11 protein-coding genes are annotated in these 15,803 nt (G+C 61.6%); 5 read left to right on the top strand and 6 right to left on the bottom strand.

Features of this window, described 5'->3' with window-relative positions; translation table 11 throughout:
* Nucleotides 1-10 precede the first annotated feature (10 nt).
* On the top strand, nucleotides 11-538 hold the full coding sequence (locus PspR76_RS10290; RefSeq protein WP_159955091.1) for a hypothetical protein: 528 nt from the start codon (nucleotides 11-13) through the stop codon (nucleotides 536-538).
* A 23-nt stretch (nucleotides 539-561) separates the two neighbouring features.
* Here the strand turns inward: PspR76_RS10290 and PspR76_RS10285 are convergent, their stop codons facing one another.
* From PspR76_RS10285 to PspR76_RS10265, 5 genes are all read right to left on the bottom strand, one after another.
* A complete protein-coding gene (locus PspR76_RS10285) occupies nucleotides 562-1,473 on the bottom strand; it encodes a DUF808 domain-containing protein (RefSeq protein ID WP_159955090.1) in 912 nt (303 codons plus the stop codon).
* A 578-nt stretch (nucleotides 1,474-2,051) separates the two neighbouring features.
* Nucleotides 2,052-3,461 (bottom strand): efflux transporter outer membrane subunit, encoded by a 1,410-nt coding sequence (locus tag PspR76_RS10280; protein ID WP_159955089.1) that lies wholly within the window; start codon nucleotides 3,459-3,461, stop codon nucleotides 2,052-2,054.
* The gene (locus tag PspR76_RS10275) at nucleotides 3,458-6,583 is read right to left on the bottom strand and encodes an efflux RND transporter permease subunit (RefSeq protein WP_159955088.1); all 3,126 of its coding nucleotides are present in this window, start codon (nucleotides 6,581-6,583) and stop codon (nucleotides 3,458-3,460) included. The genes PspR76_RS10280 and PspR76_RS10275 overlap by 4 nt, the downstream gene beginning before the upstream one ends.
* A 4-nt stretch (nucleotides 6,584-6,587) precedes the next feature.
* Nucleotides 6,588-9,650, bottom strand: coding sequence for an efflux RND transporter permease subunit (locus PspR76_RS10270; RefSeq protein ID WP_159955087.1), 3,063 nt, complete (start codon nucleotides 9,648-9,650; stop codon nucleotides 6,588-6,590).
* Nucleotides 9,651-9,663: 13 nt separating this feature from the next.
* Nucleotides 9,664-10,791 (bottom strand): efflux RND transporter periplasmic adaptor subunit, encoded by a 1,128-nt coding sequence (locus PspR76_RS10265; RefSeq protein WP_159955086.1) that lies wholly within the window; start codon nucleotides 10,789-10,791, stop codon nucleotides 9,664-9,666.
* Nucleotides 10,792-11,032: 241 nt separating this feature from the next.
* Between PspR76_RS10265 and PspR76_RS10260 the strand changes: the two genes are divergently transcribed.
* Both PspR76_RS10260 and PspR76_RS10255 read left to right on the top strand, forming a co-directional pair.
* Complete coding sequence (locus tag PspR76_RS10260; RefSeq protein WP_159955085.1) at nucleotides 11,033-11,638, top strand: TetR/AcrR family transcriptional regulator; 606 nt, start codon at nucleotides 11,033-11,035, stop codon at nucleotides 11,636-11,638.
* Between the two features lie 210 nt (nucleotides 11,639-11,848).
* Nucleotides 11,849-12,307, top strand: a complete 459-nt coding sequence (locus PspR76_RS10255) for an REP-associated tyrosine transposase (RefSeq protein WP_159955084.1) — start codon at nucleotides 11,849-11,851, stop codon at nucleotides 12,305-12,307.
* A gap of 134 nt (nucleotides 12,308-12,441) precedes the next feature.
* On the opposite strand, the gene PspR76_RS10250 is transcribed toward PspR76_RS10255, so the two are convergent.
* Complete coding sequence (locus PspR76_RS10250; RefSeq protein ID WP_159955083.1) at nucleotides 12,442-12,882, bottom strand: GlcG/HbpS family heme-binding protein; 441 nt, start codon at nucleotides 12,880-12,882, stop codon at nucleotides 12,442-12,444.
* Between the two features lie 257 nt (nucleotides 12,883-13,139).
* On the opposite strand from PspR76_RS10250, the gene gcl reads away from it, so the two are divergent.
* Nucleotides 13,140-14,915 carry a glyoxylate carboligase gene (gcl, locus tag PspR76_RS10245; RefSeq protein ID WP_159955082.1) on the top strand — a complete coding sequence of 592 codons (1,776 nt, stop codon included), beginning with the start codon at nucleotides 13,140-13,142 and terminating at the stop codon, nucleotides 14,913-14,915.
* Between the two features lie 10 nt (nucleotides 14,916-14,925).
* The gene (gene hyi, locus PspR76_RS10240; RefSeq protein ID WP_159955081.1) at nucleotides 14,926-15,708 is read left to right on the top strand and encodes a hydroxypyruvate isomerase; all 783 of its coding nucleotides are present in this window, start codon (nucleotides 14,926-14,928) and stop codon (nucleotides 15,706-15,708) included.
* Nucleotides 15,709-15,803 lie beyond the last annotated feature (95 nt).

The following is a 15,803-nucleotide window of genomic DNA, read 5'->3' as shown; positions in this document are numbered from 1 at the left end:
TAGCAAGCCAATGATTAGCATCGTATCTATGTTTCTGGCGAATGCCAATCTTCCAACTACGGAACCCCCCTACAACCCTTTAAGACAACGTCGCCTATTGCAGGTCAGCAACCAAAGCGCAATCTGCGGGCTCCGCCAAGCCACCAACGGCGTCACCCTGCGTTCCCGGAGAGATGACATGGACCCTTACTCACAATTACTTGAGCAGGTTTTCTACGAAGAAATGCTAACCCCGGCGCTGTTATCGTTTGGCCTGGTCCTGTTTCTCTTCGTCCTCCGCACGGCATTCAAAAACACCTCCCGCAGCCAGGTATGCGTGCTGTTTGCCATAGGGTTCATGTTGATCATTGGCTGGCCTCATGCCTGGCAGATGATGTTCCCTGAAGTGTGCATCGCGCCGACCGGCACGCCTCAAGAGGCCTGCCAATTCGGCCCTTGGGCCCGCCTGAAGCTGGGTCTGTTGAGTGGCGCGTGTGGAGCGCTTCTGGCACTGATCGCGGTAAAAGCCTGGCAGTTCACGGCCAGAAAACTTAAGTAAGGAGCACCCAACGCCCTACTCGTCTATGGCTTGGCGGTGATTCCCGACCAGGCCTTGCCCACCCCAGTCACAATCGCCAGGACCAGTGCCCCGGCAACAATCCCGGCCACCGCATTGAGCAGCGTCGGCATCAACCACGCCATGGCGCCGACGCTTTGACTCACTGCCTCGATCCAGTGATGCACCACCGGCACACCATGGGTGAGGATGCCACCGCCGACCATGAACATCGCCGCCGTGCCGATCACCGACAGGCTTTTCATCATGTACGGCGCAGCGCGAAGGATCGCCCCGCCAATGCTGCGCGCTGCCTGGCCGGGCTTTTGCGTCAGCCACAGGCCCAGGTCATCCAGCTTGACGATACCGGCGACCAGCCCGTAAACGCCGATGGTCATCACTATCGCGATGCCCGACAGCACGATCACCTGCTGCATCAGCGGCGCATCGGCGACCGTGCCGAGGGTGATGGCGATGATTTCTGCCGACAGAATGAAATCGGTACGGATCGCGCCCTTGATCTTGTCCTTCTCAAACGCAACCAAGTCAGTCGCCGGGTCCGCCACCGCTTCGACCAAGTGCGCCTGTTCCTCAGTGCGCTTGTGCAGAAAGCTATGCGCGAGCTTCTCAAAGCCTTCAAAACACAGATAAGCCCCGCCCAGCATCAACAACGGCGTGACCGCCCACGGCGCAAACGCGCTGATCAGCAACGCCGCAGGCACCAGGATCAATTTGTTCAGAAACGAACCCTTGGCCACCGCCCACACCACCGGAATCTCCCGCTCGGCCCGCACCCCGGAGACCTGCTGGGCATTCAGCGCCAAGTCATCCCCAAGCACCCCGGCGGTTTTCTTGGCGGCCATCTTGGTCATCAACGCCACATCGTCGAGGACGGCGGCGATGTCGTCGATCAGTACCAGTAAACTGCTTCCTGCCATGATGGGTTCATCCTGCGGTTAGAGTGCCGCGAATATAACGCGGCGACCGTGAGGGAATATAGGGCGCTACTCGCGGAGGATTGCTTTTGATCTGGCTGTTGATCTGCTTTTGATCTTGATCTGGCTTTTGATCTTGATCTGGCTTTTGATCTTGATCTTGATCTTGATCTGAGTCGCCCCGTCAACCACGCTGGCCGAACGCAGGCTTGAATCCGTGGGTAACCCGGCAGGACGCCGGGTTAGCCGCGCTGGGCCAAGGATGGCCCATCGCGGCGGCACACGGATTCAAGCCGGAGTGAGGGCATGTCGAGCCTAGGCGAGACACCGAGTGGTGGGGCGAGGACTTTTTGCTTACTTTTTGGTCCCTCAAAAAGTGAGCCGCTGTAAGAGCGGAACCATAGGTGGCCGTTACCGAAGCAATGGATATGTACTCCGACTAAATATCCCAGCCAACTGACATATAGCCTTCGCGAGCAAGCCCGCTCCCACATTTAGGGCGTGGTGCATCAGATGAATAGTGGTTGGCTGGCACGCCGCTATCGCAGGCAAGCCAGCTCCCACATTTCAATCCCGGTGTGTCAGTGCTGCCAACCACCGCCCAGGCTCTGAATCAACGCCACACTGCCCTGGCTCAACTGCCCCTGCGTATCACGCAAATTCTGCTCCGCCTGCAACAACACCAACTGCTGAGTCAGCACCGTCTCCCGACTGACAGTGCCCGCACGCAACTGCGCTTCCTGGCTGCCAAACAATTGCTGATTGCGCGAATAGACCTGCTGGAACGCATCCGCCTGGGTTTGCAGATGATTGATCGCGGACAAGTTGTCCTCGACATTCTGCAAGGCACTCAACACGGTGCCCCGGTAGTTGGCGGCAATCTGGTCATAACTCGCCTCAGCCTGCTTGACCGCCGCCTCCCGCGCACCGCCGTCAAAAATCGTCTCCGCCAAGGCCGGCCCCAATGTCCAGATGCGGTTAGGCAACGAAAACAACCCACCCAAGGCACTGCCGCGATAACCCAATTGGGCCGTGAGATCGAGGGTCGGAAAAAACGCCGCCTCAGCCACGCCGATCTTGGCGTTGGCCGCCGCCGCCGAACGCTCAGCCGCGACCACATCAGGCCGGCGCTGCAGCAAGGTCGACGCCAGGGTCAGCGGTGGCCGCGGCACCACAAAGGCAAAATCAGTGCGTGGCGCAATGCTGAACTCACTCGGCGCCACGCCCACCAATACCGCCAAGGCATGTTCGTATTGCTCACGATTACGCAGCGACGTTTGCAGGTCGGCAATCGAGGTGGTCAGTTGGTCCTGGGCCACGAGCAACTGGTCGTTGGTCGCCACGCCTTGGGTGAACTGCGCCTGGATCATGTCGAGCAATTGCTGATTGATGCTCTGCTGCTGTTGCAACAGGCGCACGTCGATATCCATCTGCCGCAACGCCAGGTAATTGCTCGCCACGCTGGAGCTGATCGACAACCGCACCCCGGCCAGCAACGCATCGGATTGTTGGGCCGTGGCCTGGCTGGATTCGATGCCCCGGCGCACCTCGCCCCACAAGTCCGGCTCCCAACTGGCGGTCAACGTCGCGCTGACGCTGTTTTTCACGCCGCTCGATGCCGTGGTGGTGCTGGACGTGCTGCTGTCACCGCCCTCGCCGCGCGAACCCGACAAGCCCACGCCCACCGTCGGCCACAACCCGGCGCGGCTCGACGCCACTTGCGCCTGGGCCAACCGATACGCCGCCTCGGCCGCGATGATCGACTGGTTGGCCTTGGCCGAGCGCGCCACCAAGTCATTCAGCACCGGGTCCTGGTAGGCCAGCCACCACTGGCTGTCCAACGCCCCTTGAGGATTGGAGACCGCACGCTGCCACTGCGCGCCTTCCTTGAACGATTGCGGCAGCTCCATCGCCGGTTTTTGGTAGTCCGGCCCGACCATGCAACCACCCAGCATCAGGCTGGCCAACAGCACGCTATATCTGAGTTTCATGACCTTGCTTCCTTGTGCCGCCCCAGGCGTTGCGACGCCCGGTCGAGCCAGAGGTAAATCACCGGGGTGGTGTAAAGCGTCAGCACTTGGCTGAGCAACAGCCCACCAATAATTGCAATCCCCAACGGCCGGCGCAGTTCCGAGCCATAGCCTGAGCCGAGTACCAGCGGCAGCGCGCCGAGAATCGCCGCCAGCGTTGTCATCATGATCGGCCGGAAGCGGATCAGGCACGCGCGGCGTATCGCTTCCTTGGCCGTAAGGCCGAACTCACGCCGCTCGGTGATCGCGAAGTCGATCATCATGATCGCGTTTTTCTTGACGATACCGATCAGCAGAATCACGCCCACCAGCGCGATGATCGACAACTCGGTGCCGGTCAGCAACAAGGCGATCAGCGCGCCAACGCCTGCCGAAGGCAAGGTCGAGAGGATGGTCAGCGGGTGCATCAGGTTCTCGTAAAGAATGCCCAGCACGATGTACACCGAGAGCAGCGCGGCGACAATCAGCAGCGGCTCACTGGCCACCGACGACTGGAACACCTGCGCCGTACCGGCAAACTGGCCGGTGACGCTGGCGGGCATGCGCAGCTGTTTCACCGCGTCCTCCACCAGCGCGGTGGCCTGGCCGATGGAAGTGCCGGGCGCCAGGTTGAACGACACCGTTACCGCCGGGAACGTGCCTTGGTGGCTGATGGAAATCGCCGTGCGCGAAATGCTGTTATCCGCCAGTGCGGACAGCGGCACCAACGTCGTTGGCGTGGTCAGGTTCGGCGCAGCGGTGGTGCCTTTGGCCGCCACTGACGCGTTGCCGGTCGGCACATAAATGCCTTTGAGCGCTGAAGGGTCAGTCCAGTACTCCGGGGCGATTTCCATCACCACGTGGTACTGGTTGGCGGCGCGGTAAAGCGTGGAGACCTGGCGCTGGCCGAACGCGTCGTACAGCGTCTGGTCCACCGCCGACATGCCCACGCCGAGCCGCGCGGCGGTGTCGCGGTTGATGTGCACGTTGGCCAGCAGGCTGTTGTCCTGCTGGTCGGTGTTCAGATCGGTGAGTTGCGGTAGCTTGTGCAGCACTTCCACCACCTTGGGCACCCACTCATCCAGGGATTGCTGGTCGTCGGCGGTCAAGGTGTATTGGTACTGCGCGCCGCTTTGGCGGCCACCCACGGTGATGTCCTGGGCCGCCTGTAAAAACAGCTTGGTGCCAGGCAAGTCGCCGAGGCTGCGGCGGATTTGGCCGATCACATCCACGGCAGTGTCCTTGCGCTGATCAATCGGCTTGAGCAGCACAAACAGCTGCGCACTGTTGACCGCCCCGCCGCCCCCGCCACCGCCGCCGACAAACCCCGCAGCGGTTTCCACATTGGGGTTTTGCATGACCTTGTGGTTGATCGCGGTGAAGTCGTTTTGCATCGCCCCGTAGGAAATACTCTGCGCCGCGATGATGCTGCCCTGCAGGCGCCCGGTGTCTTCCTGGGGAAAGAAGCCCTTGGGCACCATCACGTACAGCACGCCCGCGAGCACAATCACCAGCACTGTCACCAGGCCCATCAGGATCGAGTGATCAATCACCCAACCCAGCGTGCGGTCGTAGAAGCGGTGAAAGCGTGAGTCCGGGTGCTCGTTGCCTTCGCGGATTTCCTTCGGCGCGCGCAGCAACACGCTGGCGAGCATTGGCGTCACGGTCAATGAGATTACCATCGAGATCACGATGGCCACCGACAGCGACACCGAAAACTCACGAAACAACCGCCCGACAATCCCGCCCATCAACAGCAACGGAATAAACACCGCCACCAGCGACACGCTGATGGTCAGCACGGTGAAGCCGACTTCCTGCGCCCCGGCCAGCGCCGCCTCCACCCGCGTCTTGCCGCGCTCCAGGTGGCGCATGATGTTTTCCACCACCACGATGGCGTCGTCGACCACGAACCCGGTGGAAATGGTCAGCGCCATCAGCGACAGGTTATTCAGGCTGTAGCCGAGGAAGTACATCGCGCCAAAGGTGCCAAGCAACGACAACGGCACCACCACGGCCGGTACCAGGGTGCTGCGCCAGTCACGGAAGAAGCCGAAGGTCACCAGCGTCACCAGCAGGATCGAGGCCAGCAAGGTCACTTCCACGTCATGCAGCGACGCGCGAATGGTGGTGGTGCGGTCCATCAGCAGGTTGAGTTTGATCGACGCCGGGATCGAGCTTTGCAGAAACGGCAGCGAGGCTTTCACCGCGTCCACCGTGTCTATCACGTTGGCGCCCGGCTGCTTGAACACCACCAGCAGCACTGCGGGCTTGCCGTTGGACAGGCCGAAGTTACGCAGGTCCTGCACGTCTTCGCGCACGTAACCGAGGTCGGCAATGTGGATCAGGTCGCCGTTACTGGCCTTGACCACCAGCGGCCCGTAATCATTGCTGTCGAGCAACTGATCGTTGGCGCCGATGCCGTACGAGCGGTCGCCTACCGCCACATTGCCCTTGGGCAGGTTGGCGTTGGACGCGCCGATGACCTGGCGCACCTGCTCCAGGCTCACGCCGTACCGGTTCAGCCGGTCCGGGTTCAGCTCAATGCGCACTGCCGGCAATGCACCGCCGCCCACCGTCACGTCGCCGACGCCGGTGGTCTGCAACAGGCGCTGTTCGAGCACCGTCGAGGCCGCGTCGTACATCTGCCCTGGCGTGGCGCTGTCGGAGGTCAGGCTGATGATCAGGATCGGCGAGTCGGCCGGGTTGACCTTGCGGTAGGTCGGGTTGCCGGACAAGTCGCTGGGCAAGTTGCTGCGCGCGGCGTTGATCGCCGCCTGCACATCCCGCGCCGCGCCGTCGATGTCACGGCTCAGGTCGAACTGCATAGTGATGCGCGTGGAGCCGAGGCTGCTGGCGGAGGTCATTTGCGTGACCCCGGCGATCTGCCCGAACTGACGCTCCAGCGGCGTCGCCACAGAACTTGCGACAGTGGTCGGGTCGGCGCCGGGCAACGAGGCGCTGACGCTGATGGTCGGGAAGTCCACTTCCGGCAGCGGCGCCACCGGCAACAGGTTGAACGCCAACACGCCAAACAAGGCCAGCCCGGCCGCCAGCAGCGTGGTGGCAATCGGGCGATGAATAAACGGCGCGCTGAGGTTCATCGCATCATTCCACCGCCACCGAGCGACGGCTGAAGCGTTCGCCCAAGCCGTGCATGGCGAGGAAGATCACCGGCGTGGAAAACAGCGTGAGCAACTGGCTGAGCAGCAACCCGCCGATAATCGCAATGCCCAGCGGGTGGCGCAGCTCCGAGCCAATGCCGGTGCCCAGCGCCAACGGCACCGCACCGAACAGCGAGGCCATGCTGGTCATCAGAATCGGCCGAAACCGCAGCTCCGCCGCCTGGCGAATCGCCTCCACCGGGCTCAAGCCGCCTTCGCGCAGCAGTTCCAGGGCGAAGTCGACCATCATGATGCCGTTTTTCATGACGATGCCGATCAGCAACACAATGCCGATCAAGCCGATGATGTCGAACTGCGTGCCCGTCACCAGCAACGCCAGCAAGGCGCCGAGGGCCGCCGAGAGCAGCGTCGACAGAATCGTCACCGGGTGCACGAAGCTCTCGTAGAAAATCCCCAGCATCAGGTACACCACCACAATTGCCGCCAGCACCAGGAACACCTGGTTGGACAGCGACGCCTGGAACGTCGCCGCCGCGCCTTCGAGGTTGGCCTGCACCGACAGCGGCAGGCCGACCTTGGCTTCAATGTCCTGCAAGCGCGTCACCGCCGCGCCCAGCGTCTGGCCGGGGGCCAGGTTGAACGACACGTCCGCATAGGGAAACTGCCCCAGGCGGTTGATGGTGACCGGCGAGCGCACCACTTCCATGGTCGCCATACTCGACAGCGGCGCCACGCCGCCACCGGGAATGTCCACGTACAAACCGGTGAGCAAGTCCGGCAAATTGCGCGGCGGGTGGTCGGTGGCGATCACCACGTGGTACTGGTTGAGCTGGGTGTAGATGGTCGAGACCTGACGCTGGCCGAAGGCGTCGTAGAGCACATCGTCGATGGCCTGCGGGGTAATCCCCAGGCGCGACGCGGTGGCGCGGTCGAAGGTCAGCTTGATCTGGTTGCCGAACTGCATGGCCTGGCTTTGCACGTCGGTGAACATCGGGTCTTGCTTGATCGCGGCGAGCAGCTTGGTGGTCCACTGCTCCAGCTCATCCGGGTCTGTGGCTTGCAGGCCCAGGCGGTAGCTGGTGGTGGACACCGTGGCGTCCAGGGTCAGGTCCTGCACCGAGTGCAGGTAAAGGCGGATGCCGGCGTCGTCGGCATTCGCGTCGGCCAGGCGACGGATCACTTCGGTGCTGCTGTCACGCTCGCCGCGTGGCTTGAGGTTGATCAGCAAATTGCCCTGGTTGATGGTCGGGTTGGTCTGGTCGATGCCAACGAACGACGACAGGCTTTGCACCGCCGGGTCCTTGAGAATCCGCGCGGCCAGGCGTTGTTGTTCAACCTGCATCTGCTGGAACGAGATGGTCGGCGAGGCCTGGGAAATGCCCTGGATCAGGCCGGTGTCCTGATCGGGAAAAAAACCCTTGGGCATGATCACCAGGGTGAACAAGGTCAGCGCGGCGGTGAGCACCACCGAAATCAGGGTCAAGGTGCGGTGCGCCAACACCCAATCCAGGCCACGTACGTAGTGGCGGTTGATGCGGTCGAAGAAGTCCGCGCGGCGCTCCTCATGTTTGGACTTCAGCATGCGCGCGCACATCATCGGCGTCAGCGTCAGGGAAATCACCGCCGAAATCACGATGGTCACCGCCACGGTCATGGCGAATTCACGGAACAGCCGCCCAACCACATCGCCCATGAACAGCAGCGGGATCATCACCGCAATCAGCGCGATGGACAGCGAGATAATGGTGAAGCCGATCTGCTCCGCGCCCTTGAGCGCGGCTTGCAACGGCGTGTCTCCGGCCTCCAGGTAGCGCGTGATGTTTTCGATCATGACGATGGCGTCATCGACCACAAAACCGATGGCGATGGTCAACGCCATCAATGTCAGGTTATTCAGGGAAAAGCCCAGCGCGTAGGCCACTGCCAGGGTGCCGATCAGCGTCAGCGGGATGGTCACGGCGGGGATGATCGTGGCCGGAATGTTGCGCAGGAAGGCGAAAATCACAATCACCACCAGCAGAATCGCCAGCCCTAATTCGTACTGCACATCCGTCACCGAGGCGCGGATGGTCTGGGTGCGGTCAGTCAGCACCGCGACCTTCAAGGTGCCCGGCAGGCTGGCACGCAGCTTGGGCAGCAGTTGCTGCACACGGTCGACCACTTCGATCACGTTGGCGCCGGGCTGGCGCTGGATATTCAGCACGATGGACGGCGTGTCGTTGGTCCACGCGGCCTGGCGCGGGTTTTCCGGGCCTTGGGTGGAACTGGCGATCTGCGACAGGCGAATCGGCGCGCCGTTTTTGTAGGCGATCACCAGGTCGCGGTATTCCTCGGCCGATTGCAACTGGTCGTTGGCGCCGATGGAATAGGCCTGGAATTTGCCATCGATATTGCCTTTGGCCTGGTTGACGTTGGCGGTGCCCAGCGAGGTACGCAGGTCATCCAAAGACAGGCCGAGGCTGTTGAGTGCCGAGGTGTTGGCCTCGACCCGCACCGCCGGGCGCTGGCCGCCGCTGATGGTGACCAGGCCGACGCCGGTAATCTGCGAGATTTTCTGCGCCAGGCGCGTGTCGGCGAGGTCTTCGACCTTGGTCAGCGGCAGCACGTCGGAGGTCAGCGACAAGGTCAGCACCGGCGCATCCGCCGGGTTGACCTTGCTGTACACCGGCGGGTACGGCAGGTTGGCCGGCAAGAACGTACCCGCCGCGTTGATCGCGGCCTGCACTTCCTGTTCGGCCACGTCCAACGACAGCGACAAGTCAAATTGCAGGGTCACCACCGAGGCGCCGTCAGAGCTGGTGGAGTTCATCGACTTGAGGCCGGGCATCTCGCCGAGCTGGCGTTCCAGCGGCGCGGTGATCGAAGAGCTGACCACATCCGGGCTGGCGCCGGGGTACTGGGTGAACACCTGGATGGTCGGGTAATCCACCTCCGGCAGCGCCGACACCGACAGCAAGTGGTAACCCAACAGGCCGAGCAATAGCACCGCGACCATCATCAGCGTGGTGGCCACCGGGCGTTCGATAAAGGGCCGCGAAATATTCATCCTCGGCAGCTCCTCACTGGGCGACGACCTTCACCGACGAGCCATCGTCCAGTTTGTCGGCGCCTTCGGTGATCACCTGCTCACCGGCCTTGACCCCGTTGTCGAGCACTGCGGTAACGTCCCCGGTCGACGCGCCGGTCTTGATGGTGCGCAGGCTGGCCTTGTTGCCGTTGACCACAAACACGAAATCGCCCTTGCTGCCGTGCTGGATCGCGCGGGTCGGCACCACGGCAATCTGGCTCAAGGTGTCGGCCTTGAGCCGCGCATTGACGAACTGGTTGGGAAACAGCGCATTGCCCGAATCATCGAACTGCGCCTTGACCTTGACCGTGCCGGTGCTGGTGTCCACCTCGTTGTCCAGCGCCAGCAGCGCGCCGGTGGCCAGCAGGGATTTCTTGTTGCGGTCGTAGGCCAACACCGTGACGCTGCCATGGGACATGGCCTGGTTGATTGCCCCCAGGTCATCTTCGGGCACGGCGAACACCACGGTGGCGGGGTTCATCTGGGTGATCACCACGATGCCGGTGGTGCTGGCGGTGGTCACGTAGTTGCCGGGGTCGACCAGGCGCAGGCCGACCACGCCATCCACCGGCGAGGTGATGGTGCAGTAGCTCAGTTGCACTTCGAGGTTTTGCACATTGCCTTGGTCGGCGGCGACGGTGCCTTGTTGTTGCTGCACCAGCGAGGCCTGGGTGTCGAGGGTTTGCTGGCTGGTGGAACCGGCCTTGACCAGGTCGCGGTAACGCGCCAGGTCACGCTGAGCGTTGCTCAATACGGCTTGATCATGGGCCAGGGTGCCTTTGGCGACTGCCAACTGCGCCTTGAGCGCGCGGTCATCGATACGGGCGATGACCTGGCCTTTGCTGACGTGCTGGCCTTCCTTGAATTCCACGCTGCTGAGGATGCCATTGACCTGAGTCACCACCGTCACGCTGCGGGTGGGCGTCACGGTGCCGAGGGCGTCGATGTACACCGGCACATCCTGCAAAACCACCGGCACCACGGCAACCGGCTCGCCGGGCGACGGTGGCCGACCTTTGTGGGTGCCGCCAAAAAAGTGCAGGCCCAGGCCAATCAACAACGCTATTACCAACAACGCGCCAACCACCCAGGCGAACGTACGTCGTCTGCTTTTCTCCACGGTTTCTCACTCGAACGCCGACTACAGGACTGAACGCCGGCCAAAACAGCCGCGTCGTTGCTTTGAACTCTAGCAGCGCGCCCAGCCTGTGCCTGTACTACCGTGAATGCGTTCAGCATCAAGACAGACAAAGTCAGCTCAAACGCCCGGCGTGCAAGGGCTGGGCCGGTATTATTGAGCGCTGCGTCAAGCCGGTGCTACCATGCTCGACCGCCTGTCTTGGCAAGGAAACTGTTGGTTTATGAGCACCATTCGCGAGCGCAACAAAGAAAAGATCCTGCGGGCGGCCAGCGAGGAGTTTGCCGACAAGGGCTTCGCCGCGACCAAAACCAGCGACATCGCCGCCAAGGCCGGGCTGCCCAAGCCCAACGTTTACTACTACTTCAAGTCCAAGGACAACCTCTACCGCGAGGTGCTCGAAAGCATTATCGAGCCGATCCTGGCCGCCTCCACGCCATTCAACCCCGAGGGCGAGCCGTCGGTGGTGCTGAGCAATTACATCCGCTCGAAAATCCGCATCTCCCGCGACCTGCCATTTGCCTCCAAGGTATTCGCCAGCGAAATCATGCACGGCGCCCCGCACCTGAGCCCCGAGCAAATCGAGCAGCTCAACGCCCAGGCCAAGCACAACATCGACTGCATCCAAAGCTGGGTGGACCGCGGCCTGATCGCCGCCATCGACCCCAATCACCTGATGTTCAGCATCTGGGCGGCAACGCAGACGTATGCGGATTTTGATTGGCAGATATCGGCGGTAACCGGGAAAGCCAAGCTGGATGAGGCGGATTATGAAGCGGCGGCGCAGACGATTATTCGGTTGGTGTTGAAGGGGTGTGAGCCGGACTGAGATACCGAGGGGCCTGTGCCGTTCGCGAGCAAGCCCGCTCCCACATTTGATCTGCGCCAGACATAATTTGTCGGAACGCCGCAAAGCCAATGTGGGAGCGGGCTTGCTCGCGAAAGCGCCCTCCCAGACACATCCTGCCAAAAGCCTACAGATCAGCATCTGCCATCGAGATCTAGCCTCTCAGAACACCACCTGAAGAGAGGCCAAGGAATGCCTGATCTAGCCACTTCACACCGCCTGCGTATCGGGCGGTTCAGCGAACCAAACCGCACCTACCTGATCACCACCAACACCCACGAACGTGTCCCCCTATTCAGTGACTTTCATCTGGGTCGCCTGGTGGTCTGGCAATTCAGACTCGCCCAGTACCAAGGGCTGGCTAACTCCCTGGCCTGGGTGGTCATGCCAGACCATTTCCATTGGCTGATCGAACTGCAAAAAGGATCGCTGGGGGATTTGATGTGCCAGGTGAAATCCAAAAGTACACGGACGGTGAATGGCGCGACTGGACGCAAGGGGCGTCTTTGGCAAACCAGTTTTCATGACCGAGCACTGCGCAAGGAAGATGACTTGGTAAAAATGGCCAGGTATGTGGTGGCCAATCCCTTGAGGGCCGGTTTGGTGAAGCGGATTGGCGACTATCCGTTGTGGGATGCGGTTTGGGTTTAGAGCCGAGACCGAGGCGCCGCCTTCGCGAGCAAGCCCGCTCCCACATTTGATTGGATTCACACATTTATATTTGTGAATGCGGTCAAGTGTGGGAGCGGGCTTGCTCGCGAAGGGGCCAGCACTGTCACCTCAAATCAAGCAGACACCCCCGCATCCGCCAACAACCCCACCGCCTCAATCGCCGTAATCGCACACTGCTCATCAATATCCGATGTATCCCCACTGATCCCGATCGCCCCCAGCACCAGGCCTTGCTGATCCCGAATCAACACCCCACCCGGCGCCGGCACCACGCTGCCCTGCCCCAGGCTGTTCAAGGCGGCGATAAACGCTGGGCGCTGCTGGGCGTCGAGCGCCAGCAAACGCGAGCCCTTGCCCAGGGCAATCGCGCCCCAGGCCTTGCCGATGGCGATTTGCGGGCGTAACAGGCTGGCGCCGTCTTCGCGTTGCAGGGTGACCAAGTGGCCGCCGCCGTCGAGCACCGCAATGGTCAACGGCGCGGCTGAAATCGTGCGGCCTGCGGTGAGGGCCTGGCTGGCCAGTTGGGTGGCGAGTTTCAAGGTTAAAGCGCTCATAGGTGCCGTCCTTATCTTGTTATGGGTAAAGCCGTTGAGGTCTGAAAGATCAGAAGCTCGATCAAACAAATAGAACACAATGAATATTGTTTTTGTATACAATATTTTCGCACAAAGGCTCCACACGTCGAAAAAAGCCATTCAGACGAACGCAAACGCCAGTTTATAAAATGCATTGACCTGCGCCGCTCGCCGTGAATACACTTTGAACAGACACCACTTGTATACAATTACAAAACGCAAGAGGCACCAAAACCATGAGCAAAATGAGAGCAATCGAAGCCGCCGTCCTGGTGATGCGCCGTGAAGGTGTAGACACCGCCTTCGGCATCCCAGGCGCCGCCATCAACCCGCTGTATTCGGCCTTGCAGAAGGTCGGTGGCATCGATCACGTCCTTGCTCGCCACGTTGAAGGCGCCTCGCACATGGCCGAGGGCTACACCCGCACCAAGGCCGGCAATATCGGCGTGTGCATCGGCACGTCGGGCCCGGCGGGCACCGATATGGTCACCGGCCTGTACAGCGCCTCGGCCGACTCGATCCCGATCCTCTGCATCACCGGCCAGGCTCCACGTGCACGGATGCACAAGGAAGACTTCCAGGCCGTCGACATCACCAGCATAGTCAAGCCGGTGACCAAGTGGGCGACCACCGTGCTCGAACCCGGCCAAGTGCCGTACGCGTTCCAGAAAGCCTTCTACGAAATGCGCTCCGGCCGCCCCGGCCCAGTGCTGATCGACCTGCCGTTCGACGTGCAGATGGCCGAGATCGAGTTCGACATCGACGCCTACCAACCGCTGCCCCTGGCCAAGCCTTTGGCCACGCGCATTCAGGTCGAGAAAGCCCTGGCCCTGCTCGACCAAGCCGAACGCCCATTGCTGGTCAGTGGTGGCGGCGTGATCAACGCCGATGCCAGCGAACTGCTGGTTGAATTTGCCGAACTCACCGGCATTCCGGTGATCCCGACCCTGATGGGCTGGGGCACGATCCCGGACGATCACCCGCAGATGGTCGGCATGGTCGGCCTGCAAACCTCGCACCGTTATGGCAACGCGACGATGCTGAAATCGGACGTGGTGCTGGGCATCGGCAACCGCTGGGCCAACCGCCACACCGGTTCGGTGGAGGTGTACACCGAGGGGCGCAAATTCATTCACGTCGACATCGAACCGACGCAGATTGGCCGCGTGTTCACCCCGGACCTGGGCATCGTGTCCGACGCCGGTTCCGCACTGACAATGTTCATTGAAGTGGCCCGCGAGTGGAAAGCCGCCGGCAAGCTCAAGGACCGCAGCGCCTGGCTCAATGACTGCCAGCAGCGCAAGGCCACCCTGCACCGCAAGACTCACTTCGACAACGTGCCGGTCAAGCCGCAACGGGTGTACGAAGAGATGAACCAGGTGTTCGGCAAAGACACCTGCTACGTCAGCACCATCGGCCTGTCGCAGATTGCCGGCGCGCAGTTCCTGCATGTGTACAAGCCGCGCCACTGGATCAACTGCGGCCAGGCCGGCCCACTCGGCTGGACCATTCCAGCAGCACTCGGCGTGGTCAAGGCCGACCCGAGCCGCAAGGTCGTCGCGCTGTCGGGTGACTATGACTTCCAGTTCATGATCGAAGAGCTGGCCGTGGGCGCGCAGTTCAAGCTGCCCTACATCCACGTGGTGGTGAACAACTCCTACCTCGGTTTGATCCGCCAGGCCCAGCGCGGGTTCGAAATGGACTACTGCGTGCAGCTGTCTTTCGACAACCTCAACGCCCCGGAACTCAACGGCTATGGCGTCGACCACGTCGCGGTCGCCGAAGGCCTGGGTTGCAAGGCCTTGCGTGTGTTCGAGCCAGGCCAGATCGCCCCGGCGTTGCGCCGCGCCGAGGAAATGATCGAAGAATTCAAGGTGCCGGTGATTGTTGAGATTATTCTGGAGCGCGTGACCAATATTTCCATGGGCACCGAGATCAACGCCGTCAACGAATTCGAAGATCTGGCACTGGTCGGCAACGATGCGCCGACTGCCATTTCCCTGCTCGATTAAGGAGAACCCTATGCCGCGCTTTGCTGCCAACCTGTCCATGCTGTTTACCGAGCAGGACTTTCTCACCCGTTTCAAAGCGGCCGCCGATGCGGGCTTCCAGGGTGTGGAATATCTGTTCCCGTACGAGTTCAGCTCCGCCGACATCAAGGCGCAGCTGGACGCCAACGGCCTGACTCAAGTGCTGTTCAACCTGCCGGCCGGTGACTGGGCCAAGGGTGAACGCGGCCTGGCCTGCCACCCGGACCGCGTCGAGGAGTTCCGCGCCGGAGTCAAGCTGGCCATCGCCTACGCCGAGGTTCTGGGCAATACCCAGGTCAACTGCCTGGCGGGCATCCGGCCGCAGGGCGTTGACGACGAAACCGTGGAAAAAACCTTTGTCGCCAACCTCAAGTACGCCGCCGACAAGCTGCAAGCCGCGGGCATCAAGCTGGTCATGGAAATGATCAACACCCGTGACATTCCAGGCTTCTACCTGAACAACACGGCGCAAGCCCTGTCGATTCGCGAGCAGGTGGGCAGCGCCAACCTGTTCCTGCAATACGACATCTACCACATGCAAATCATGGAAGGTGACCTGGCCCGGACCATGGCGGCGCACCTGGGTGAGATCAATCACATCCAGCTGGCCGATAACCCGGGGCGTAACGAGCCGGGGACCGGGGAGATCAACTATCGCTTCCTGTTCGAGCATTTGGACCGCATTGGTTATGCAGGTTGGGTCGGCTGTGAGTACAAGCCGTTGACCACGACCGAGGCGGGATTGGGTTGGCTCAAGAGCCACAACGCTATCTAGCAGGCACAACACAGAACTATGTGGGAGCTGGCTTGCCAGCTCCCACACTAGATCTTCGGTGTCTGGCAGGCCCGAGAAAGCCTGCCCATCTAATA

The sequence above is a fragment of the Pseudomonas sp. R76 genome (genome assembly GCF_009834565.1).
Classification (GTDB): domain Bacteria; phylum Pseudomonadota; class Gammaproteobacteria; order Pseudomonadales; family Pseudomonadaceae; genus Aquipseudomonas.
This window is presented reverse-complemented; position numbering and strand designations above follow the sequence as displayed.

Coding starts and splice junctions, on each gene's coding strand:
- PspR76_RS10285 (WP_159955090.1), bottom strand. CDS start 1,473: ATGGCAGGAAGCAGTTTACTGGTACTGATCGACGACATCGCCGCCGTC.
- PspR76_RS10260 (WP_159955085.1), top strand. CDS start 11,033: ATGAGCACCATTCGCGAGCGCAACAAAGAAAAGATCCTGCGGGCGGCC.
- hyi (WP_159955081.1), top strand. CDS start 14,926: ATGCCGCGCTTTGCTGCCAACCTGTCCATGCTGTTTACCGAGCAGGAC.
- PspR76_RS10290 (WP_159955091.1), top strand. CDS start 11: ATGATTAGCATCGTATCTATGTTTCTGGCGAATGCCAATCTTCCAACT.
- PspR76_RS10255 (WP_159955084.1), top strand. CDS start 11,849: ATGCCTGATCTAGCCACTTCACACCGCCTGCGTATCGGGCGGTTCAGC.
- gcl (WP_159955082.1), top strand. CDS start 13,140: ATGAGCAAAATGAGAGCAATCGAAGCCGCCGTCCTGGTGATGCGCCGT.
- PspR76_RS10250 (WP_159955083.1), bottom strand. CDS start 12,882: ATGAGCGCTTTAACCTTGAAACTCGCCACCCAACTGGCCAGCCAGGCC.
- PspR76_RS10275 (WP_159955088.1), bottom strand. CDS start 6,583: ATGAACCTCAGCGCGCCGTTTATTCATCGCCCGATTGCCACCACGCTG.
- PspR76_RS10280 (WP_159955089.1), bottom strand. CDS start 3,461: ATGAAACTCAGATATAGCGTGCTGTTGGCCAGCCTGATGCTGGGTGGT.
- PspR76_RS10270 (WP_159955087.1), bottom strand. CDS start 9,650: ATGAATATTTCGCGGCCCTTTATCGAACGCCCGGTGGCCACCACGCTG.